Origin of the sequence: Pseudomonas sp. URIL14HWK12:I12, from assembly GCF_003097135.1 — a bacterium.
GTDB lineage: Bacteria > Pseudomonadota > Gammaproteobacteria > Pseudomonadales > Pseudomonadaceae > Aquipseudomonas.
The window spans coordinates 130,665-152,823 of the sequence record NZ_QEQL01000005.1; the positions used below are offsets into that span (position 1 = coordinate 130,665).

Sequence of the window (22,159 nt, forward strand, 5' to 3'; positions counted from 1 at the left end):
TCAGGCTGCCGCGGGCTGCGCGGCGACCGCGTCCTGCCCGCGCTTGATCGTCGCGTACACCACCGCGGTGACCAGGCTGCCTGCCAGTATCGCCACCAGATACAGCAGCGCATGGTTGATCGCGTTGGGGATCAGCAGCACGAACAGCCCACCATGAGGCGCTGCCAGCTTGCAGCCGAACAGCATCGACAGCGCACCGGTGAGCGCGCCACCGGCGATGCTGGCAGGGATCACCCGCAGGGGGTCCTTGGCAGCGAACGGAATAGCGCCTTCGGAAATGAAGCACATGCCCAGCACCAGCGCAGCCTTGCCGGCCTCGCGCTCGCTCTGGGCGAACTTGCGGCGGGCCAGGAAAGTCGCCAGGCCCAGGCCGATGGGGGGCACCATGCCCGCAGCCATGGTCGCGGCCATCGGCCCACCCGCCTGGTTGGCCAGCAGCCCTACCGAAAACGCGTAGGCGGCCTTGTTGATCGGGCCACCGAGGTCCACGCACATCATGCCGCCCAGCAGCAGCCCCAGCAGCACGGCGTTGGCGGTACCCATGCTGTCAAGGAACTGGGTGAGGCTGGCCAGCATGCTGGCAACCGGCGAGCCCACTACGTAGATCATCACCATGCCTGTGAACAGGCTCGCCAGCAGCGGGATGATCAGGATCGGCTTGAGCGCCTCGAGGCTTGCGGGTAACCGCAGTGCGCGATTGATACCCCAGGCCAGGTAGCCCGCGATGAAACCTGCCAGGATGCCGCCGATGAAGCCGGCACCCAAGGTGCTGGCCAGCAGGCCGCCGATCATGCCGGGGGCGATACCGGGGCGGTCGGCGATCGAGTAGGCAATGTAGCCCGCCAGCAGCGGCACCATCAGGGTGAACGCGGCATCACCTACTTTCTTCAGCGCAGCGGCCAGGGTGCCGGGCTCTTCGAAGGCATGAATGCCGAATACGAACGACAGTGCGATCAGCAAGCCGCCCGCTACCACCATCGGCAGCATGAACGACACGCCGGTGAGCAAATGTTTGTACACCCCTTTGCGCTCGGCCTTGGCCGGCGCCTGGCTGGCGCCACCACCGGCCTGCTCCACCGCACCTTCGGCCAGGGCCTTGCGCAACGTGGCCTGCGCCTGTTTGAGCGCAATGCCGGTGCCGCAACGGAAAATACGCTTGCCGGCGAAACGATCGGTGGCCACCTCGATGTCAGCGGCCAGCAGCACCACATCGGCCTCGGCAATCGCTTCAGCGCTGAGCGGTGTACGGGCGCCTACCGAGCCCTGGGTTTCCACCGCAAGGCTATAGCCCAGCTGCTGGGCAGCCTGCTGCAGTGCTTCAGCGGCCATAAAGGTATGGGCAACGCCGGTGGGGCACGCGGTAACCGCGACGATTTTCGGCTGCCCGTTCGGTGCTTGAGCACCCTGCGCGGCAGCGGTAGCCGGCGGCTGGTAAGGCTGCGCCTGGCGCTCGGCTTCGCGCAGGAAGGCATCGGCGTCGGTCAGCGCCTTGGCCGGGGTGCTCTCGAACAGGCGTTTGCCGGCGAAACGGGTGAGGTCGAGCGGGCCGGTGCGCACCACCAGCACCCAGTCGGCACTCTGGATGTCGCTGGGGGCCAGGCCTTGTTCAGGGTGCTGGGGGTCGTGCACCTCCACGCAGGGGGTAAAACCCTGGCGCCTGGCTGCCGCTTCCAGCAGGCGGGCACTGAGCACACTGGAAACGCGGCCGTTGGGGCAAGCCGTGACGATGGCTAATTTCATGTTCATGCCTCTTGTTGTTGTGGCAGTGGGCGTACGCATACGCCGCTCTGCAAGCGCGCCAGCGCCTCGGGGTCAGGAATGCCGAAACCGATCTGCGTCACCGCCATCGCTGCGATGGCCGTGGCGGTACGCAGGGTTACCTCGGGGTCGGCTGCGCTGAGCAGGCCATGAACCATACCCGCGAGCAGCGAATCGCCGGCGCCCACGGTACTGGCCACATCCACGGTCGGGGGCAAGCCTTGCAGGGCAATGCCATCGGCGAACCAGTTGACCCCTTGCGCGCCTTGCGAGATCACCACGTTGGCGATGCCCTGGGCACGCAGACGCGCCGCCACCTGGGCCTGTTGGTCAAGGGTTTCGACTGCACCGCCAGTGACTTCGGCGAGCTCTTCGGTGTTGGGCTTGACCAGCCAGGGCTGTGTCGCCAGGCCTGCGCGCAACGCCGTACCGCTGGTGTCCAACGCAACCTTCAGGCCCAAGGCGTGCAGCCGTTCGAGCAGTTGCTGGAACCAGGTAACGCTCACACCCCGTGGCAGGCTGCCGGCCACGACCACGGCGTCATGCCCGGGCGCAATACGTTCCAGCCGCGCCAGTAGCCGCGCCTGATCCTCCTCGCTGACCAGGGGGCCCTGGCCGTTGATGTCGGTCACCCGGCCGGCGCTTTCGGCCAGCTTGAAATTGCGCCGGGTTTCGCCCGGCACGCGAATAAAAGCATCATCGAACCCCCGTGCGGCGAACAACGCATCGAAGCGGTCGGCGTTGGCTTCACCTAGAAAGCCGCTGACGCTCAGCTGATGGCCGAGGTCAGCCAGCACTTGCGCCACATTCAGGCCTTTGCCGGCGGCGTGCACCTGCAAGCCATCGCTGCGGTTGACCTCGCCCAGGCGCAGGGCCGTGAGCGAAACGGTCAGGTCCAACGCAGGGTTGAGGGTCAGGGTCAGGATACGGGCCATTTACTGGGCCTCCGTCAAAGCGCGAACCTGCGCGGCGGTTGCCGCGCGCAATGCCTGTTGGGCCAGGGCCTGGGCGTCGCTGAAGGCAAGCGCACGAACTTCGGCCTTGACCTCGGCGATGCCGCTGGCTGATACGCTCAGCTCGTCCACACCCAAGCCAACCAATACCGGCACCGCCTGAGGGTCAGCTGCCAGCTCTCCACACACGCCCACCCATTTGCCATGGGCGTGAGCGGCACGCACGGTGATGTCGATCAGTTGCAAGACCGCCGGGTGCAGGCCATCGGCCTGGGCCGAAAGGGTCGGATGGCCACGGTCGATGGCCAGGGTGTATTGGGTCAGGTCATTGGTGCCGATGCTGAAGAAGTCCACCTCTTCGGCCAACACCGGCGCCAGCAACGCCGCCGACGGCACTTCGATCATGATGCCTACTTGCAGGTCGGCTACCGGAATCTCCTCACGCAGCCGGTCGATCATCGCCCGTGCGGCACGCCATTCTTCGGCCTGCCCTACCATCGGGAACATGATCCGCAGCGCGCGGCCGTCGGCCGAGCGCAGCAAGGCGCGCAGTTGGGTTTCCATCAACTCGGGCCGCTGCAGCGTCAGGCGAATGCCGCGCACGCCGAGAAAGGGGTTCTCTTCGGCGGGAATCGGCCAGTACGGCAGTGGCTTGTCACCGCCGACGTCCAGCGTACGCACCACCAGTGGGCGCCCGGCCAGGTCGTCGAGCACGCGGCGGTATTCGGCTACCTGGGTGGCTTCGTCCGGTGCCTGGCTGTGCGCCATGAACAGCAACTCGGTGCGCAGCAAGCCGATGCCTTCGGCGCCTTGGGCAACCGCTTTGGCAACACCAGCGCTTTCGCCGACATTGGCGAACACTTCCACGGCATGCCCGTCACGGGTGACGGCGGGCTCGTGGCGGCGTTCAGCAGCAGCGGCCAGGCGAACACCACGGGCGTCGCGCTCTGCCAAGGCCTTGGCCAGCTCCTGTTCGGCCGGGGCAACGTGCACACGGCCCTTCTGGCCGTCGAGCAGCAATTGAGTGCCAGAGCTGAGCAACAGCACAGCCTCGCCGGCACCGACCACCGCCGGAATGCCCAGTGCACGGGCCACGATCGCACTGTGGGCGGTAGCGCCGCCCCGAGCGGTCAGAATCCCGGCCACTCGCTGGGCATCGAGGCGCGCGACATCGGACGGGCCGACCTCATCCATCACCAGAATGTAAGGCTCTGACGGTTCGTCGAACAGCGTCACACCGCACAGCTGCGCCAGCACCCGGCGGCCAATGTCACGCAGGTCGGCGGCCCGCTCGGCAAGCAATGCATCGTGCAACGCCTCTTGCTGGGAGGCAGCGCTGTCGATCACCGCCACCCAGGCGGCAGCGGCACTTTCGTCCCGTTGCAGGCGTTGCTGTACATCTTCGGTCAACGATGGGTCGTCGAGCATTTCCAAGTGGGTGTTGAAGATTTCCCGCACCGAAGCCTGGGTGCTGCGGGCCACCAGCGCGGTGATGTCTTCGCGCACAGCAGCAAGGGCAGCTTCCAGGGTGGCACGTTCAGCGTCGGCGCCCTGCCCCTGCGCCGGGTAATCGAACTCACGAACCGCATGCACATGCGCCGGGCCGACCGCAATGCCGGGCGCTGCGGCCACAGCCTGCAATCGGGTGCCGGCCGGCGGCGGGCTGAGCGGTGCCACCTGTTCGGCTGCATCACTTGCCACTTGGGCAGCCATCGGTGGCAGCGCTTCGACCTCCTCGCCCAGGCCCGCTTCGATTGCCGCTACCAGGGCGGGCAAGGCATCGGCAGCGATGGCTGGCTCGGCCGCCAATTCCAGCACCTGGCCACGGCGTGCGCCGAGGCTCAACAGTTTGCTCAGGCTCTTGGCAGAAACAGCCGGTTCACTGCTGCCCATCACGCGCAAGCGGATCTCACCTTCGAACGCCTTGGCCACCTGCACCAGCTCCTTGGCGGGGCGGGCGTGCAGGCCATGGGCATTGGCCAGCGGCACCTGGGCACTCGGCCAGTCTGCAGGGACTTCTTCGCCCAATGCCTGCAGCACCGCCCGGGTATTGGGCGCACGGAACAGCTCTTCGCCGCGGCCCTCGATCAACAGCGTGCAGAGGCGCTCAAGCAGCGCCTGGTGCGCTTCGCCCAGGCTTGCCAGGCAAAACAGGCCATTGAGCGGCTGGCCGAGAAATTTGAGGGGCCGGGCCGGGGTCACGAATGCCAGGCCGGGGCGGCGGACGGTCTGTTCGCTGTGCAGCCACCATAAACCATCGCCCAGCGGCAGTGGCGAGACCTGCTGCAGAATCGCAGCGAAGCCAGGCTCGACGCAGTCCGCTTGGCGCAGCAGGCGTGCACCGCGCCAAACAAGCTCTTCGAAATCTTCAGCCGGCACGCTCAGGGCAATCATCTGAGCATCCAGTGCCAGCGCCTGCGGGGCGCCTTGCAGCAGGCGCAGCAGCGCCTCTGGGCTGGAGGCGGTGCGCAGGGCTTGGCCCAAGTCGGTCTCGCCCAAGGCCCGGGTGAGCAGTTGCAACAAGCGCAGGTGCTCGTCCGAACGTGCGGCGATGCCGATGGCAAGGTAGACGATCTGGCCATCGCCCCAGTCAACTCCCTCGGGAAATTGCAGCAGGCGCACGCCGGTGGTGTGCACCAGGTCGCGGGTCTGGGGCGTACCGTGGGGAATGGCGATACCCTGGCCCAGGTAAGTGGAGCCTTGCGCCTCGCGGGCTTGCAAGCCGGCAAGGTAGCCCTCGGCGACCAGGCCATCGGCGGCCAATTGCTCGGCCAGTAATACCAACGCGTCCGCCTTGCTGGCAGCACGTTGGCCCATAGAAATCTGCTCCGCGGTCAACTCGAGCATCGCATGGTTCCTCTTTGGCGCCCCCAATAAGGGCGCGCAGGTATTGTTGTAAGCGTATCCGCTGCCCGCTGGGCCGGCTGCTACTCTTAAGACAGCCCTTCCCAGCAAAATGCTTGAAGCTGAAACGTTTAACCCAAGAAAACGCGCACGTTACCCGATTCTGTGCGGCGGATGAAGCCCGCCCGGCGGCCAGTGGTATTCGCCTAGCGGGGCAGCTTGCCGTTAACATGGTGCGCACGCTTCGTCGCGACCTAAGGAACCAGCGCGTGAAACTCAGCGATATAGCCCGCCTGGCCGGGGTGTCTGTCACTACCGCCAGCTATGTGATCAACGGCAAGGCCCAGCAACAGCGCATCAGCCCCGGCACCGTGGAACGGGTGCAGGCGGTGGTGCAGGAACACGGCTTTACCCCCAACCCCCAGGCAGCGGGGTTGCGCAGCCGGCGTACACGCACCTTGGGCTTCATTCTTCCTGACCTTGAAAACCCCAGCTACGCGCGCATTGCCAAGTTCCTCGAGCAAGGCGCACGCGCTCGCGGCTACCAGCTGTTGATCGCCAGCTCCGACGATGAACCGGAGAGCGAGCACCAATTGCAAAAGCTGTTTCGCGCGCGCCACTGCGATGCGTTGTTCGTCGCCAGTTGCCTGCCCCCCACCGACGGCTGCTACCGCGAGATCCAGAGCCGCGGCACGCCGGTAATCGCCATCGACCGGCAACTGGACCCCGCACTGTTCTGTTCGGTGGTCAGCGACGACCGCCATGCCGCTGCTCAGCTTACTGCGAGCTTGCTTACCCCCGCACCGCGCAATATCGCCCTGATCGGCGCGCGGCCAGAGCTTTCGATCAGCCAGGCCCGTGCAGCAGGGTTCGAAGAGGCACTCAAGGGCTTCGAAGGGCCGGTTCGCCTGTTCCATGCCGAGCATTTCAGCCGTGAGGGCGGCCAGCAACTGACCGAGCAGTTGCTCGAGGAAATGGGCAGCCTGCCGGACGCATTGGTGACCACCTCTTATGTGCTGCTGCAGGGTGTGTTCGACGTGTTGCAAGCCCGCGCTCTGGATTTCAGCCAACTGCGCCTGGCCACCTTCGGCGACACGCAGTTACTGGACTTCCTGCCGCTGCCGATCAATGCCATGGGCCAGCAGCACAAACTGATCGCCGATACCGCTCTGGACCTTGCGCTCGGCGCGTTGGAGCAAAAGCGCTACGAGCCCGGCGTATCGGCCATCGCCCGCTGCTTCAAGCAGCGTATACGCCAGGCGTAACGGCGTGCGCCTGGTCGATACGCACACCCACCTCGACTTCCCCAGCTTCGATAGCGACCGTGCCAGCCTGTTGGCCCACGCTCAGGCGCGCGGTGTGGAGCGGGCGGTGGTGCTGGGGGTGTATCAGGCGAACTGGCAGCGCGTGTGGGGCCTGGCCCTGGAGGATGCACGCCTGTACGCCGCGCTGGGGCTGCATCCGGTGTACTTGGCCGACCATCGGCCCGAGCATCTGCGGGCGCTGCATCACTGGCTTGAGCGCCTGGCCGGGCACCCCAAGCTGTGTGCGCTGGGAGAGTTCGGGCTCGATTATTATGTAAAAGACCTGGACCGCGATGCCCAGCAGGCGCTGTTCGAAGCACAACTGGCGCTGGCCGCCGAGTTCGATCTGCCAGTGTTGCTGCACGTGCGCCATGCGCATGCAGCGACCATCGCCACCCTCAAACGCTACAAGCTAGCCCGCCGGGGCATCATCCATGCCTTTGCCGGCAGTTACGAAGAAGCACGCGAATACATCAAGCTCGGCTTTTACCTGGGCCTGGGTGGCGCGCCCACCTGGCCACAGGCATTGCGCCTGCACAAGGTGTTGCCACGCCTGCCGCTCGAGCATGTAGTGCTCGAAACCGACTCGCCAGACATGGCGCCGGCCATGTACCCAGGCATGCGCAACAGCCCGGTGCACCTGCCGGAAATCTGCCAGGCGCTGGCGGGGTTGATGGCAGTTGACCCGGCAGAACTGGCGCGGGTCAGTACGCAGAATGCAGAGGCGTTGTTCGGGTGGTGAATGGGGTGCACGGCACACCTCGCCCGGCAAGCCGGCCTTTCACCAAGAACCCGGCGACGCACTTGAGCCACTGATAGGGCAGCTCGCCGCTCGGCGAGCGACAACGGCCAGCCTCAGCCAGCGGCCCAGCGGGCTTTGGCTTGGGCATCACTCTCCTTTCCCTCTACCCACTGCTCCCCTTGCGGCGTGCGCTCTTTCTTCCAGAACGGCGCCTGGGTCTTGAGATAGTCCATCACGAACTCGCACGCTTGGAAGGCAGCCTGGCGGTGGGCGCTGCTGGCCCCAACGAACACGATCGGCTCGCCAGGGTCGAGATCACCCACCCGGTGCAGGATCTCCAGCGCCAGCAGCGGCCAGCGCTCCCGGGCCTGGGCTTCGATCTTGCCCAAGGCCTTTTCCGTCATGCCGGGGTAGTGCTCCAGGTGCAGGCCGTGCACCGCGTGGCCGTCGTTGAAGTCGCGCACATAGCCGGTGAAGCACACCACCGCGCCCACGCCCAGGTTGGTGGCGTGCAGCGCTTCGGTTTCGTCCCCTGGGCTGAAGGGCGCCTGTTGTACCCTGACAGCCATGTCAGCCTCCCGTTACGGTCGGGAAAAAAGCGATCTGATCACCCTCACTGACGGGTTCGGCAAGGCTGCACAGGTCTTCGTTGCGCGCACACATCAGGTTTCGCTCAGCCAGCACGTCACGATGGCCCAATTCGAGCAATGCCTTGCGCACGTCGTTTACGGTGGCGAATTCGCCTTGCAGGGCCTCACGATCGAAGCCCATGGCCTCGCGGAACCGAGCGAAGTAAAGAACCGTGATATTCATGGGGCATCCGCCACATAGTCGCCGCTCTTCCCGCCGTGTTTCTCCAGCAGGCGAACCGTTTCAATCACCATGCCGCGGTCTACCGCCTTGCACATGTCATAGATCGTAAGCGCCGCGACACTGGCGGCCGTCAGCGCTTCCATCTCTACGCCCGTCTGGCCGGCCAGTTTGCAGCGTGCCTCGATCAGTACTGCGTCATCGCCGTCGGGGCGCAGCTCGACCTTGACGCTGGTAAGCATCAACGGGTGGCATAAAGGAATCAGGTCAGAGGTTTTCTTCGCTGCTTGAATCCCGGCAATACGTGCCACGGCAAACACATCGCCCTTGGGATGCCCGCCTTCGACAATCATCTGCAAGGTACTGGGCAACATTCGCACCCGCGCCTGCGCCAGCGCTTCGCGTGCCGTCACCGCCTTTTCGGTGACATCGACCATATTCGCCCGGCCGTGGGCATCCAGATGCGTCAACATGAAAAAACCCGCCGTTTGCTAAAGCTGCATCTTAGCAAACGGCGGAACGTTCAAGGTGCAGCGCCTGGTTCGTAGCTAGAGGCTCGCTGCTAGTGGCTCAAAGGTGCGACTCGGCATACTCGGCCAACACCGACCGCGGCACGCCCTGCAGGGTGATGTGCACGCCATTGGGGAAATCCTTGAAGCGCTCGGTCATGTAGGTCAGGCCCGAGCTGGTGGCTGAAAGGTAGGGTGTGTCGATCTGGGCCAGGTTACCCAGGCACACGACCTTGGAACCGCTGCCAGCACGGGTGATGATGGTCTTGATCTGGTGGGGGGTCAGGTTCTGGCACTCGTCGATCAGAATCAGGCTTTGCTGGAAGCTACGGCCGCGGATGTAGTTCAGAGATTTGAACTGCAGCGGCACCTTGCTCAGGATGTAGTCCACGCTGCCGTGGGTGCTTTCATCGTCCATGTGCAGCGCTTCGAGGTTGTCGGTGATCGCGCCCAGCCAAGGCTCCATCTTTTCTGCCTCGGTGCCCGGCAAGAAGCCGATTTCCTGGTCGAGCCCCTGCACGCTGCGGGTGGCGATGATGCGCCGGTAGCGCTTGGTGACCATCGTTTGCTCGATGGCGGCGGCCAGCGCCAGGATCGTCTTGCCGGAGCCTGCCGCGCCGGTGAGGTTCACCAAGTGGATGTCTGGGTCCAGCAGCGCGAACAGCGCCAGCGCCTGATACACGTCCCGGGGTTTGAGGCCCCAGGCTTCCTGGTGCAGCAAAGGCTCCTGGTGCATGTCCAGAATCAGCAGTTCATCGGCGCGCACGCCCTTGATCCAGCCGACGAAGCCTTGCTCATCGACGATGAACTCATTGATGTGGGCATTGGGGAATTGCTCGGTCAGTTGCACACGGTGCCAGGTGCGGCCGTGGTCCTGGCGGGTGTCGACCTTGCACACGCGGTCCCAGAACGAGCCGCTGACGCTGTGGTAACCATTGGAAAGCAGCGACACATCGTCGACCAGCTGGTCAGTGCTGTAGTCCTCGGCCTCCAGCCCACACGCACGCGCCTTCAGGCGCATGTTGATGTCCTTGGTCACCAGGATTACGCTGGTGCCGGGGGTCTTCTCCTTGAGCGCAAGCAGCTGGTTGATGATCACGTTGTCGGCAAGGTGCGACGGCAGCGGGTCTTCTGCGCGGCCGTGCTTGTTCATCAGGATCGACAGTTTGCCCTTTGGGTCTCCCTTGCCCCGCTGGATCGGCACGCCGCGCTCGACCTGAGCGGGGGTGGCATCACCCAGGGTCTTGTCGATCAGGCGAATCGCCTGGCGGCACTCGGCGGCGACGGTGTGCTTGCCATCCTTGAGCTTGTCCAGCTCCTCGAGCACAGTCATCGGGATCGCTACGTGGTGTTCTTCGAAATTGAGCAGGGCGTTGGGGTCGTGAATCAATACATTGGTATCGAGCACATAGAGGATAGGCTGGTCGGAAGAGGGGGTACGTCCTTGGTCATCCATACTCGGTCACCTGTGTCAGAGCCGTTCGACGCAATACCTGGGCGGTGCTGCGCCAGAGTGACCGCCGCGCTCCGCAAGGGCGTGGGCGTTGCCCGACAGGTGACAGGCCAGAGAGAGACGCCACCTGTGTGGGCAGGGTTCGGCGGTCACCTCCTTACTACCGCAAAAATCATGACGTTACCAAGCGTTTTGCGTACCAGCGGAGGTTTATTTTCCAAGTGGTCCAGGGCCCCTTGGCGCGAGGGTGCCGGCAGGTTACAGTCCTGAGTTCCTCTAGCGCAGAAAATCGTGACAGTCTTCCCAGGCGATGCCGCTTTGCGCCGTGCGCTGCAACAAGGCGGGCAGCACCTGCCGGTTCTTCTGCTGGCCGTCGTGCAACGCCACGATGCCCTTGCGCCAGAGCAGCATCAACGTCATCACCCGGTCGCTGACCTGCTCGGCGCTCAACTGTGTGGCGTCCTGCCCGTCGATATTCCACAGCACCACCGCCAACCCCTGCTCCTTGAAGAACGCGCCGCTGTCGGCCCGGCGCTGGCCATAGGGCGGGCGAAACTGCGCGACATAGCTGTCAGGCAGCTGGCCCTGCACCTGGGAGGTACTGCGCAGTACAGAGTCTTGCCAGTCCCGCCACTGCGCGTGGGAGCGATACTGCCACCCTTGAGTACCGACGCATTGGTCGCGGTAGAGTGCGTCGGGCTCATCCTGGGGTTCGTTATCGCGCCTTAGCTGCAGGCTGTTGCCCAGCACGAAGAACGTCGCGCTCATCTTCTGCTTGCGCAGGTAATCGGCGAGCCAGTCGGTGGTACCGCCAGCGAGAGTGGGGCCGCCTTCGAAGCTGAGCAGAAACACGCGGTCGCCCAACTCCGAGCCGGTGTGTTCAAGGTCCGAGAAGGTGGCGACCTCACTGCTGACCTGCGGGAACAACGCCGCCAGGCGCAGCTGCTCGTTCAAATAGGCGCGGTTGAAGGCTTGGCCGGGCTCGCGCCACTTTATATAGAAGGAATCGTCTTCTACCTTGAAGGCCGCTGCCTGCTCCTTGAGGCTTGCCACGTCTTCTACCGCCAGGCAGAAGCTCGCGTCTTGCTCGCAACTCTGCTGGGCAGCGTCGAAGTTTTCCCACAGCCGCTGCCACAGGCGCTGGCGCCAGGCATCGATCGATTCACGGTTTACCTGGCGCAGCCCCAGGCGATCGGCCAGGGCGTCATCGCCCAGCGTGTCGACCTGAGCCAGCTCGTGAGCGAAACCCAGGATTTCGGCGCGAGACGCCACATCGAACAGCGCCGGGGAGTCGAGCTTTTCTGGCCACACGCTACGGTCGAGCACCGCCACAGGCCCCGGTGCGGCGAAGGCCGGCACCGCCAGGCAAGCGCTCAGCAGGATGATGGGGATACGCAAGTGCACACTCCATTGGCATTCGAACCCGCGGACTTTAGCATTTATCCTGATAGCACCCATAGGTGGCCTGAGCCGCCCTGCCCGCCTAGAATCGCAGCACTGTTATCTGGAGTTGCTCCCATGCTGCTGGTGATTTCCCCTGCCAAAACACTGGACTATGAAACACCCCCCGTCATTGCCGAACACACCCTGCCGCAATACCTGGACCACTCACAGGCCTTGATCGACGAGCTGCAGAAACTCACGCCGCCTGCTATCGCCGAGCTGATGAGTCTGTCCGACAAGCTCGCGGGCCTGAATGCCGCACGCTTCGGCAGCTGGCACCGGGGCTTCACGCCCGAGAATGCCAAGCAGGCGATCCTGGCGTTCAAGGGCGATGTGTACACAGGCCTGGACGCCCAGAGCCTGGCACCTACCGACTTCGAATTCGCGCAGCGCCACCTGCGCATGCTCTCTGGCCTGTATGGCCTGCTGCGCCCCTTGGACCTGATGCAGCCTTATCGCCTGGAAATGGGCACCCGCTTGCCCAACCCGCGTGGCAAAGACCTATACGCCTTCTGGGGCGATCGCATTGCCGTTTGGCTGAATGAGGCGCTGGCCGAGCAGGAAGACGATGTGTTGGTGAACCTTGCCTCCAACGAATACTTCTCCGCCGTCAAGCGCAGTGCCCTCAAGGCGCGGGTGATCGACACCGAATTCCGTGACCTCAAAAATGGCCAGTACAAGATCATCAGCTTCTATGCCAAGCGCGCCCGGGGGCTGATGAGCCGGTTCGTCATCCAGAACCGTCTGACCCGCGCCGAGCAGCTGAAAACATTCAACCTGGATAATTACCGGTTCAGTGCTGACCACTCGACCGACAGTAAGCTCGTCTTCCTGCGCGACACCCCCGCCTGACGCCCCATTCTGGTGCGTCAAATATGTACCAAAGTTGCGCATTTCATCGTGCAAATACACGTTTTGACGGCTTTCCGCCGTCAAAACACAGTCGAATTTTCTCAAGCACATCAAAGCCTTGCGTCAACGAGAAAAAAAATCGCTCGGTATTACAAAAAATTTCTTGCTAATGGCAGGGGTATGGCCACCCGCCTCAAAAGCCCGCCCGACAAGGCCTTCACGAGATAAAAAGGCTAAATGCCATCATCCGAATAGTGAAATTTTATTGAGAATTTTCCTATTCCCCTGCTGCGCGGCTGGAACTTCACCCCCCAACCATCGCTCATACGCCCCGTAACGATTCTCTCGTAACGTGTAAGAGATGACGTACAAAGTGCATGAAGGGATGGTCAATCGACGGATTGTCCGACACAACTGGATGGGAACTAACAGCCCCATGACCGACGTTCTCAGGAGAGAGAAATCGCACAGTTACCCTCAATTCAGGGTCAAGTCTGAACTCTCGAACGAGTTCATGCAGCGCGGCTTATATGCTTGATTCGCAATGGAAAATCTCAATAAGCGGATGCAAGTAATGACGTGAAGGTAAGCCGTTTTGCAATAAAGACTGGCTACGTTCCCGGGTACGGCCAAAGTTCATGGGCCGAGCGATACCCGCGTTGAATGCCCGTTCTTGGGCATTCGGAATCAAACAGGCCTGCAGAGGTAATACCACGGTGAAATGGCGCATTTAACGCCAGGTATCCGTGCGGCCGAATGCTGCCGGTTAATCAACCCCAGGCTGGCTCCATGACGTGAGCTGGCATGACACATGAGGTGAATGCGATGCGTATCAGCATCTTTGGTTTGGGCTATGTAGGCGCGGTATGTGCGGGCTGCTTGTCGGCTCGTGGTCACGAGGTGGTTGGCGTGGATGTTTCCAAGGCCAAGATCGACCTGATCAACCAAGGGAAGTCGCCCATCGTTGAGCCGGGCCTCGAAGAGCTGCTGGCACAGGGCATTCAGAATGGTCGCCTGCGTGGCACCAACGACTTTGCCCAAGCGATTCGCGACACCGAAGTTTCGCTGATTGCAGTAGGCACCCCGAGCAAGAAGAACGGCGACCTGGGCCTGGAGTTCATGGAGTCGGTTTGCCGTGAGATCGGCCTGGTGCTGCGCGACAAGCAAGAGCGCCACACTGTGGTAGTGCGCTCCACCGTACTGCCGGGCACCGTGAAAAACGTGGTGATCCCAATTCTGGAACAGCACTCGGGCAAAAAAGCTGGCGTCGACTTCGGCGTGGCGGTCAACCCTGAGTTCCTGCGCGAAAGCACCGCGATCAAAGACTACGATCACCCACCGATGACCGTGATCGGCGAACTGGACAAGGCTTCCGGCGACCTGCTGGAAAAACTGTACAGCGAGCTGGACGCCCCGGTGATCCGCAAGTCGGTCGAAGTGGCCGAAATGATCAAGTACACCTGCAACGTGTGGCACGCCACCAAGGTCACTTTCGCCAACGAAATCGGCAACATCGCCAAAGCGTGCGGCGTCGATGGTCGTGAAGTGATGAACGTGGTCTGCCAGGACACCCACCTGAACCTGTCGGCCTACTACATGCGCCCAGGCTTCGCCTTCGGCGGCTCGTGCCTGCCCAAGGACGTGCGTGCACTGAACTACCGCGCCACCTCCCTGGACGTCGAAGCGCCGCTGATCGGCTCGCTGATGCGCAGTAACGAATCGCAGGTTCAGAACGCCTTCGACATCGTTGCCAGCCACGACAAGCGCAAGGTCGCCCTGCTGGGCCTGAGCTTCAAGGCCGGTACCGACGACCTGCGTGAAAGCCCGCTGGTAGAGCTGGCTGAAAAGCTGATCGGTAAAGGCTTCGAGCTGTCGATCTACGACCGCAACGTGGAATACGCCCGCGTACACGGCGCGAACAAAGAGTACATCGAGTCGAAGATCCCGCACGTTTCTTCGCTGCTCAACTCCGACTTCGACGCAGTGGTCGACAACGCCGAGGTGATCATCCTCGGTAACGGTGACGAGAGCTTCCGCAAGCTGGTGGACAACGTCCCGGCTGGCAAGAAAGTCATCGACCTGGTGGGCTTCATGAAGGAAACCACCGACCTGCAGAAAGGTACCGAAGGTATCTGCTGGTAAGCAGCGAAACCGTGGCGCCCCCAGGGCGCCGCGGATTTTTTTCGATGCCTGCCCATAGACATTTCGGGCCGCTGTTTTGGGGCGCCCCGATCAAGAGACGGATGCAGATATGCTCAGGCTAAAGCACGGCCTGCTACAGGCCGCCGGTTGGCTTTTCTACTTGTGCGCGTTGATGGTGCTGGCACTGATGCTGCCCGAACGCCTTTTCAACCCCGATTCCAAGGACTTCATCTTCCTGGTCGGCGCCGTGGGTATCTGGCGCTATTCCATGGGCGCGATCCACTTCGTGCGCGGGATGATCTTCCTCTACATCGTCTACCCCTGGCTCAAGCGCAAGGCGCAGGCTCTGGGCGACGCCACCGATCCGACCCATGTGTACCTGATGGTCACCAGTTTCCGGATCGATGCAGGCACCACGGCTGCGGTGTATGGCTCGGTGATCCGCGAAGCGATCAACTGCGGCTACCCCACCACGGTGGTGTGCTCGCTGGTGGAGATGAGCGATGAACTGCTGGTCAAGGCCTTGTGGGAACGCCTGAACCCGCCTGAGCGCGTGTCGCTGGACTTCGTTCGCATTCCCGGTACCGGCAAGCGCGACGGCCTGGCCTACGGTTTCCGCGCCATCTCCCGTCACCTGCCCGATGCCAATTCGGTGGTCGCGGTGATCGACGGCGACACGGTGCTGGCCGAAGGCGTAGTGCGCAAGAGCGTACCGTGGTTCGCCATGTACCCCAATGTGGGCGGCCTGACCACCAACGAGTTCTGCGAAGTGCGCGGCGGCTACATCATGAGCGAGTGGCACAAGCTGCGCTTCGCCCAGCGCCACATCAACATGTGCTCGATGGCGCTGTCCAAGCGCGTGCTGACCATGACCGGTCGCATGTCGATGTTCCGCGCCACCGTGGTCACCGACCCCAGCTTCATCGCCGACGTCGAAAGCGACTCGCTGCAGCACTGGCGCCTGGGCCGCTTCAAGTTCCTGACCGGGGACGACAAGTCGAGCTGGTTCAGCCTGATGCGCCTGGGCTATGACACCTTCTACGTGCCGGACGCCAAAATCAACACCGTGGAGCACCCTCCGGAGAAGAGCTTCATCAAGGCCAGCCGCAAGCTGATGTATCGCTGGTACGGTAACAACCTGCGCCAGAACAGCCGGGCCCTGGGCCTGGGCATGCAGCGCCTGGGCGTGTTCACCAGCGTGGTGCTGTTCGACCAGCGCGTGTCGATGTGGACCAGCCTGTTGGGCCTGACCACCGCGATCATTGCCGGGATCAAGTACCACGCCGCCTACCTGATGGCGTACTTCCTGTGGATCGGCATCACCCGCCTGATCCTCACGCTCTTGCTCTCGCTCAGCGGCCACCGCATCGGCCCGGCTTACCCGATCATTCTTTATTACAACCAAATCGTCGGCGCCCTGATGAAGATCTACGTCTTCTTCCGCCTCGATAAGCAGTCCTGGACCCGCCAGCCCACTGCGCTCAAACGCGATCTCGCCAGTTTTCAACAATGGTTCAACACCTGGTCGTCTCGGACCATGACGTTCTCGGCAGGCAGCATCTTCGTTGCTTTCCTGTTCGCGATCATCTGACCGGGCTTCAATGGATTAATCAGGAATTATCACCATGAGTACAGCAATCAACACCAACGTGGTCCATGAGTCCGAAGCCCAGCGCCAGTTCGCCCGGGTTCGCCTGCCAGCGAAGATTCGCTTCATCGGCCCGAACCGTGAAACCCAGGAAGCGCGCGTGGACGATCTGTCTGCAGGCGGCTTCTCTTTCGTCAGCCCCAAGCCGCTGGTCGAAGGGCAGATCTACCGTGGCCGCCTGATGTTCGTGGTCGATAACCTCGGCCTGGGCATGGACGTGCAGTTCCAGGCACGTTCGGCTGACAACGACGGCCGCGTGGGCGCGCAATTCCAGAACCTCAGCCCCGCCGACATCTCCACCCTGCGCCACCTGATCACCTCGCACATGAGCGGTGAGCTGGTGACCATGGGCGACGTGCTGGGCACCCTGCAACGCGAAAACTTCACCAAGGCGCGCAAAGACAAGAAACTGGCCGACGGCCGTGGTTTCCTGGGCCGTGCCAGCGCCGTGGGCTTCAGCCTGGGCGTGTTCATCGTCGGCGTCGCGGCCTTCGGCTACGTGCTCAAGTCCATCTACGGCGCCTACTTCGTGACCCACGCCGAAGCGGCAGTGGTCAGCGTGCCGGGCACCAACATCACCATGCCGCGCGACGGCACCGTATCGAGCCTGATCAGCCCGGACGGCGTTGTTGCCAAGGGCGCCCCGCTGGCCAGCTTCAGCACCAGCATGCTCGACGTGCTCAAGGGCCACCTGGAAGAAGCAGACCTGACCCCGGAGAAAGTCACCGAGCTGTTCGGCAAGCAAATGACCGGCACCCTGACCTCGCCGTGCGATTGCGTGGTCGCTCAGCAGCTGGTTGCCAACGGCCAATACGCCAGCAAAGGCGACGTGATCTTCACCTTGGCCCCGCGTGACGCCACCGCCGGCATCGACGCCCGCTTCGCCTACAGCGACTTCCAGCACGTACGCCCAGGCTCGCGCGTAACGTTCCACGTTGCCGGCGAAGACACCGACCGCGAAGGCACCATCGTTTCCAGCACCCCGCTCAAGCAGGACGAGCTGTCCTCGGACATCCGCGTGAGCATCAAGCCTGACGAAGCACTGCCAAGCTCGCTGGCCGGCCGCCCGGTAGAAGTGGCCAACGACCGTGGCCCAAGCCTGGACTGGCTGATCAATAAAGCCGTAGCACGCGGTTTCTGAGCAGGGCCCTAAGGAGATGACCGTGGCAGATACTTTCAAGAACCTGCACAGGCCCGTGCTCTTGGGCCTGGCCGTGGCCATCGGCCTCGCCGGTTGTGCCGGGCTGCCTGACCAGCGCCTGGCCAACGAGGCGCTGAAAAACGGCGACCTCGCGCTGGCGCAGAAGAACTATCAGCAGCTGGCCGACATGGGTTACGTCGACGCCCAGATCGGCCTGGCCGATACCTGGGTGGACAGCGGTGACCCTGCCCAGCTGGCCAAAGCCGAGGCGACCTATCGCAAGGCTGCGGCCACCTCGCCACGGGCGCAATCGCGCCTGGGCAAGCTGCTGGCGGTCAAACCCAACTCTACCGAAGCCGAACGCCACGAAGCCGAAGGGCTGCTGATCAAGGCGTTCGACAATGGTGAGCAGGGTGTACTGATGCCGCTGGCGCTGCTGTACCTGCAATACCCGCAAAGCTTCCCTAACGTGAACGCGCAGCAGAAAATCAGCCAGTGGCGTGCCCAGGGTTACCCTGAAGCTGGCCTGGCGCAGATCGTGCTGTACCGCATGCAGAACACCTACGATCAGCACCTGGGTGAGATCGAAAGCATCTGCAAGCAGGCGCTGAACACCAACGATATCTGCTATGTGGAACTGGTGACTGTTTACCAGAAGCAGAACCGTACCCAGGACCGCGACAACCTGATCGACGACCTGAAGAACAAGTTCCGCTTCGGCTTCGTCACTGGCCAGCGCGTAGACGGCGTTGCCCGTGTGATGGCCGACCCGAGCATCGGCACCCCAGACCCCAAAGTGGCCAAGGACCTGCTCGAGGCCGCAGCACCGAGCTGGCCGCAAGCCTATATCAGCCTGGCCGACCTGCAATACAACAACCCTGACCTGGGCGACGTGGACGCGATCAAAGCCAATATCGAGAAAGGCCACGACGCTGACCCGACCCGCGCGGAATTGCTGCTCGGGCGCATGAGCTACGAAGGCAAGTTGATCCTGCCCAATGCTCAGGATGCACTGGCGCACTTCGAAAAATCGGTGCCGGAGCAAGTCAGCGGCTACTACTACATCGGCCAGATCTACCGCCGGGGTTACCTGGGCATGGTCGAACCGCAAAAGGCCGTCGACAACCTGCTCATCGCGGCTCGACGCGGCCAGAACAGCGCCGACTTTGCCCTGGCGCAGCTTTACGCCAACGGCCGCGGCACCATCCCCAACATGACCAACGCCTACGTGTTCATCCAACTGGCCAAGGCCCGCGCCCAGGCGATGAACCAGCCGCGGCCAGAGATCGACGAGCTGTTCCAGACCATCGATCAGCAAGTACTTCCAGAACAACGTGCGCAAGCCCAGCAGATCTTGCAACAAGAGATGGCCGCGCGCGGCGCCATGAATCAGGATAGCGCCGCGGTGGCGATGCACGCCCTGCCAGAGAATGAAGTAGGTGAGGACGAATCTCTATGAAATTGAATAAATGGATGCTGGCCGGTATCGGCCTGGGCTTCTCGTCTTTGTGGTCGTGCCCCACCTTGGCGGCGTTGACTACCGAGCAGAACTTCGGCCTTGAGGTCAAGGCCACTGCTCAATCGGAAGGTGACCGCGATCTGGGCACTCGCTCCGGTGGCGATGTCAACGGTATCGGCCTTGACCTGCGCCCATGGGCCTATGGTGAATGGGGCAACTGGAGTGGCTACTTCATGGGCCAGGCGGTGACTGCCACCGACACCATCCAGACCGACCCGCTGGTGCAGCCTGACCAACCCGCTTCGGGCAACAGCCGCTACTACAGCAAAGACCGCGAGGCCAAAGACAGCTACCTGGCGCTGCGTGAACTGTGGGTCGGCTACAGCGGCCTGACGCCCTACCCGGGCGAGCTGTTCAAGTTCGGCCGCCAGCGCCTGCGCCAGAACGACGGCCAGTGGCACGATAACTACATCGAATCGTTGACCTGGAACTTCGACACCACCCTGCTCAAGGCAGACGTGGGCGTAGGCCAGCGCTTCAGCGACTACCGCACCGACTATTCGCGCCTCTCCCCCACCGACAAGGACCGCACCCACTTCTGGGGTGACGCGGCCTATCAGTGGACCCCAGGCCAGTGGATCGGCATCCGCGCCCACCACGTCGACGACGACGGCAAGCTGCCCTCCGCGGGCGAAGAAGTCGACGATCTGGACAAGCGTGAGAACGCCAAACTCACCTGGCTGGGTATCGAAGCCGACAGCGATGCCTATAACCACCGCAACCTGAACACGATCAACTACTGGGGCAGCCTCACCGGCATGACCGGTAACCGCAAGCGGGTGAGCACCAGCTCAACCAGCGATGAGATCGTGACCGCCGGCGAGCGCTCCAGCCAGGACGTCAGCGGCTGGGCGACTGACATGGGCATCCGCTTCCGCCTGGACCCACAGTGGCAAGTCGGTGGTGCCTACTCGCGCGCCAGCAAGAACTATGAGCAGAACGGCCTGCAGAGCAACCGCTCGAACTGGACCGGCACCCGGGCGCGCATCAGCCGCTTCGGCGAAGCCTACCAGGCTGAAATGGCCAACGTGCAGAGCGCTTCGCTGTTCGCTTCCTGGGAAATGCAGGACGAGTACGACGCCAGCCTGATCTATCACAAGTTCTGGCGTGTCGACGGCAGCTCCGGTGTTGGCAGCAACAACATCAATGCCATCGGCGAAGACCCGGTCGGCAGCAGCCAGTTCAGTGTCCTGCCACTTGAAGACGGCAAGAAGGACCTGGGCCAGGAGCTCGACCTGGTAGTGAGCAAATACTTCAAACAAGGCCTGCTGCCGGCGGCCGTTGCCCAGTCCATCGATGAGCCTTCGGCGCTGGTTCGCCTGCGTGCAGGCCTGTTCAAGCCGGGCGATGCGTACGGCAGTGGCGTCGACAGCTACATGCACCGCGCCATCGTCGATGTGATCTGGCGTTTCTGATGAATACCGCCAAGGGAGTGCATTGAGATGAATCATCCTAACCGCAGTGGCCGTACCTGCGCAGTGACTGCCCTGGCCGCCGCGATCATGCTCGCGGGTGCAAGCGCCTGGGCCAACCCGACGCCGGCACCGGCCCCGGGCAAGCCGGGCGCGGTCAAGGAACTGCAGCAAGCCAAGACCTACAACATCGTCGAAGCCGACGCAGGCCCGCTGGCCATGTCGCCACCGAAGCTGCCCGACCTGGCCGGTTATACCGCCGAGGCTGCCAAGGCCAAGGTTGACCGCAGCAAGAAGGGCAAGGTGTCGATCCGCCGCATGATGCAGGAAGATCCGCTCAAGGCATTCATTGGCGGTGACAACAAGCTTGCGGCCTGGGTGGGCAAACAGCGTGGTATTCCGGTGGCGATCTTCGTCGACGGCGGCTACCTGAACTTTGCCGACCTTGCCAAGAGCGTGCCGCAGCAATACCTGCGCGAGACCTCCCCGGGTATCTGGCTAGCACGCGTTCCGATCGTGGTCTCCCACGGTGCGACGCTGGAAATCGATGGCCGGGTCAAGGACCTGCGCCTGTCGCAGGAAGGTGGCTCGTTCGTGGTCAACGACGGCAAGCTGTTTACCTTCGACACCAAGGTCACCGGCTGGAGCGAGCAGGCCAAGGGGCCGAGCAAGTTCAAGACGCCGAACGAGTTCCGCCCGTTCCTGGTGTCGTGGGGTGGGACCGAGACTTACCTGGTCAACACCGTAATGGCCAGCATGGGCTACAACGAGTCGAAGTCCTACGGGATTTCTATCTCGCAGTACACCCCAAGCATGAAGGCCCAGATGAACCGTGAAGAGCCCACCGGCTGGATCATCGGCTCGACCTTCAGCGACATGTGGTACGGCTATTACTGCTACGAGACTCGCGATTTCGTGGTCAAGAGCAACACCTACAAAGACAACATCATCTACGGCATCGACCCGCACGACCGTTCGCACGGATTGATCATCGCCGACAACGACGTCTACGGGACCCACAAGAAGCACGGGATCATCGTGTCGCGCGAAGTCGACAACAGCTACATCATCAACAACCGCAGCTACGACAACCACCTCTCCGGCGTGGTCCTGGACCGTAACAGCGTGGGCAACGTGGTTGCCTACAACCAGATCTACCAGAACCACACCGACGGCATCACCTTGTACGAAAGCGGTGACAACCTGTTGTGGGGCAACAAGGTGCTGGCCAATAAGCGCCACGGCATCCGCGTGCGCAACAGCACCAACATCCGCCTGTACGAAAACATCGCCATGGGCAACGGCCTGACCGGCGTGTATGGCCACATCAAGGACCTGTCCGACACCGACCGCGACATCAAGCTCGACCCGTTCGACGCCGAAGTGTCGCTGATCGTGGTGGGCGGCCAGTTGTCGGCCAATGGCACCGGCCCGATGGCGATCGACTCGCCGCTCTCGGTGGAGCTGTACAAGGTGTCGATGCTGGCACCGTCGAAATCCAGCGGCATCAGCTTCAACGGCGTGCTGGGTGACAACCAGGAAAAAATCATGGACCTGCTGGTGCGCCAGCAGAAAGCGGTGCTGATCGACCCGGTCGAGAAGCAATCGGACATGGCGAAGGACTGAGGA

The 22,159-nt window shown here is 62.8% G+C and carries 17 protein-coding genes; 9 read left to right on the plus strand and 8 right to left on the minus strand.

Annotated features, from left to right (window positions below; genetic code table 11):
- From F474_RS15820 to ptsP, 3 genes are read right to left on the minus strand one after another with little or no spacing between them, the layout of a single operon-like run.
- Window positions 1–1,740: a PTS fructose-like transporter subunit IIB gene (locus F474_RS15820; protein ID WP_097086007.1), complete on the minus strand. Its 1,740-nt coding sequence runs from the start codon at window positions 1,738–1,740 to the stop codon at window positions 1–3.
- Window positions 1,741–1,742: 2 nt separating this feature from the next.
- Window positions 1,743–2,693, minus strand: a complete 951-nt coding sequence (gene pfkB, locus F474_RS15825; RefSeq protein WP_097086005.1) for a 1-phosphofructokinase — start codon at window positions 2,691–2,693, stop codon at window positions 1,743–1,745.
- Window positions 2,694–5,558, minus strand: a complete 2,865-nt coding sequence (gene ptsP / locus F474_RS15830) for a phosphoenolpyruvate--protein phosphotransferase (protein ID WP_097086002.1) — start codon at window positions 5,556–5,558, stop codon at window positions 2,694–2,696.
- 266 nt (window positions 5,559–5,824) lie between these two features.
- Here ptsP and cra point away from each other — a divergent pair, with 266 nt between their 5' ends.
- A complete protein-coding gene (gene cra / locus F474_RS15835; protein ID WP_097086000.1) occupies window positions 5,825–6,820 on the plus strand; it encodes a catabolite repressor/activator in 996 nt (331 codons plus the stop codon).
- 4 nt (window positions 6,821–6,824) lie between these two features.
- On the plus strand, window positions 6,825–7,601 hold the full coding sequence (locus F474_RS15840; protein ID WP_097085998.1) for a TatD family hydrolase: 777 nt from the start codon (window positions 6,825–6,827) through the stop codon (window positions 7,599–7,601).
- Between the two features lie 113 nt (window positions 7,602–7,714).
- On the opposite strand, the gene moaE is transcribed toward F474_RS15840, so the two are convergent.
- From moaE to F474_RS15865, 5 genes are all read right to left on the minus strand, one after another.
- Complete coding sequence (gene moaE, locus F474_RS15845) at window positions 7,715–8,170, minus strand: molybdopterin synthase catalytic subunit MoaE (RefSeq protein ID WP_097085996.1); 456 nt, start codon at window positions 8,168–8,170, stop codon at window positions 7,715–7,717.
- Window position 8,171: 1 nt separating this feature from the next.
- Window positions 8,172–8,414 (minus strand): MoaD/ThiS family protein, encoded by a 243-nt coding sequence (locus F474_RS15850; RefSeq protein WP_097085994.1) that lies wholly within the window; start codon window positions 8,412–8,414, stop codon window positions 8,172–8,174.
- Window positions 8,411–8,884, minus strand: coding sequence for a cyclic pyranopterin monophosphate synthase MoaC (moaC, locus tag F474_RS15855; protein ID WP_097085992.1), 474 nt, complete (start codon window positions 8,882–8,884; stop codon window positions 8,411–8,413). Before moaC ends, F474_RS15850 begins: the two co-directional genes overlap by 4 nt.
- A gap of 97 nt (window positions 8,885–8,981) precedes the next feature.
- The gene (locus F474_RS15860) at window positions 8,982–10,376 is read right to left on the minus strand and encodes a PhoH family protein (RefSeq protein WP_097085990.1); all 1,395 of its coding nucleotides are present in this window, start codon (window positions 10,374–10,376) and stop codon (window positions 8,982–8,984) included.
- 273 nt (window positions 10,377–10,649) lie between these two features.
- Window positions 10,650–11,771, minus strand: a complete 1,122-nt coding sequence (locus F474_RS15865) for a polysaccharide deacetylase family protein (protein ID WP_097085988.1) — start codon at window positions 11,769–11,771, stop codon at window positions 10,650–10,652.
- A gap of 120 nt (window positions 11,772–11,891) precedes the next feature.
- On the opposite strand from F474_RS15865, the gene yaaA reads away from it, so the two are divergent.
- The 7 genes from yaaA to algG all read left to right on the plus strand — a co-directional run bounded on the left by yaaA (window position 11,892) and on the right by algG (window position 22,156).
- A complete protein-coding gene (gene yaaA / locus F474_RS15870; RefSeq protein ID WP_097085985.1) occupies window positions 11,892–12,668 on the plus strand; it encodes a peroxide stress protein YaaA in 777 nt (258 codons plus the stop codon).
- 825 nt (window positions 12,669–13,493) lie between these two features.
- A complete protein-coding gene (locus F474_RS15875) occupies window positions 13,494–14,810 on the plus strand; it encodes a nucleotide sugar dehydrogenase (RefSeq protein WP_097085984.1) in 1,317 nt (438 codons plus the stop codon).
- Between the two features lie 109 nt (window positions 14,811–14,919).
- Window positions 14,920–16,401 carry a glycosyltransferase family 2 protein gene (locus F474_RS15880; protein ID WP_097085981.1) on the plus strand — a complete coding sequence of 494 codons (1,482 nt, stop codon included), beginning with the start codon at window positions 14,920–14,922 and terminating at the stop codon, window positions 16,399–16,401.
- A gap of 34 nt (window positions 16,402–16,435) precedes the next feature.
- Window positions 16,436–17,599, plus strand: coding sequence for an alginate biosynthesis protein Alg44 (locus tag F474_RS15885; RefSeq protein ID WP_097085979.1), 1,164 nt, complete (start codon window positions 16,436–16,438; stop codon window positions 17,597–17,599).
- A gap of 22 nt (window positions 17,600–17,621) precedes the next feature.
- Complete coding sequence (locus F474_RS15890) at window positions 17,622–19,058, plus strand: alginate biosynthesis protein AlgK (protein ID WP_256577775.1); 1,437 nt, start codon at window positions 17,622–17,624, stop codon at window positions 19,056–19,058.
- Entirely contained in the window at window positions 19,055–20,533 is a 1,479-nt protein-coding gene (locus tag F474_RS15895; protein ID WP_097085975.1) for an alginate export family protein, read from the plus strand. Before F474_RS15890 ends, F474_RS15895 begins: the two co-directional genes overlap by 4 nt.
- A 27-nt stretch (window positions 20,534–20,560) precedes the next feature.
- Entirely contained in the window at window positions 20,561–22,156 is a 1,596-nt protein-coding gene (algG, locus tag F474_RS15900; protein WP_097085973.1) for a mannuronan 5-epimerase AlgG, read from the plus strand.
- The last annotated feature ends 3 nt before the right edge of the window (window positions 22,157–22,159 follow it).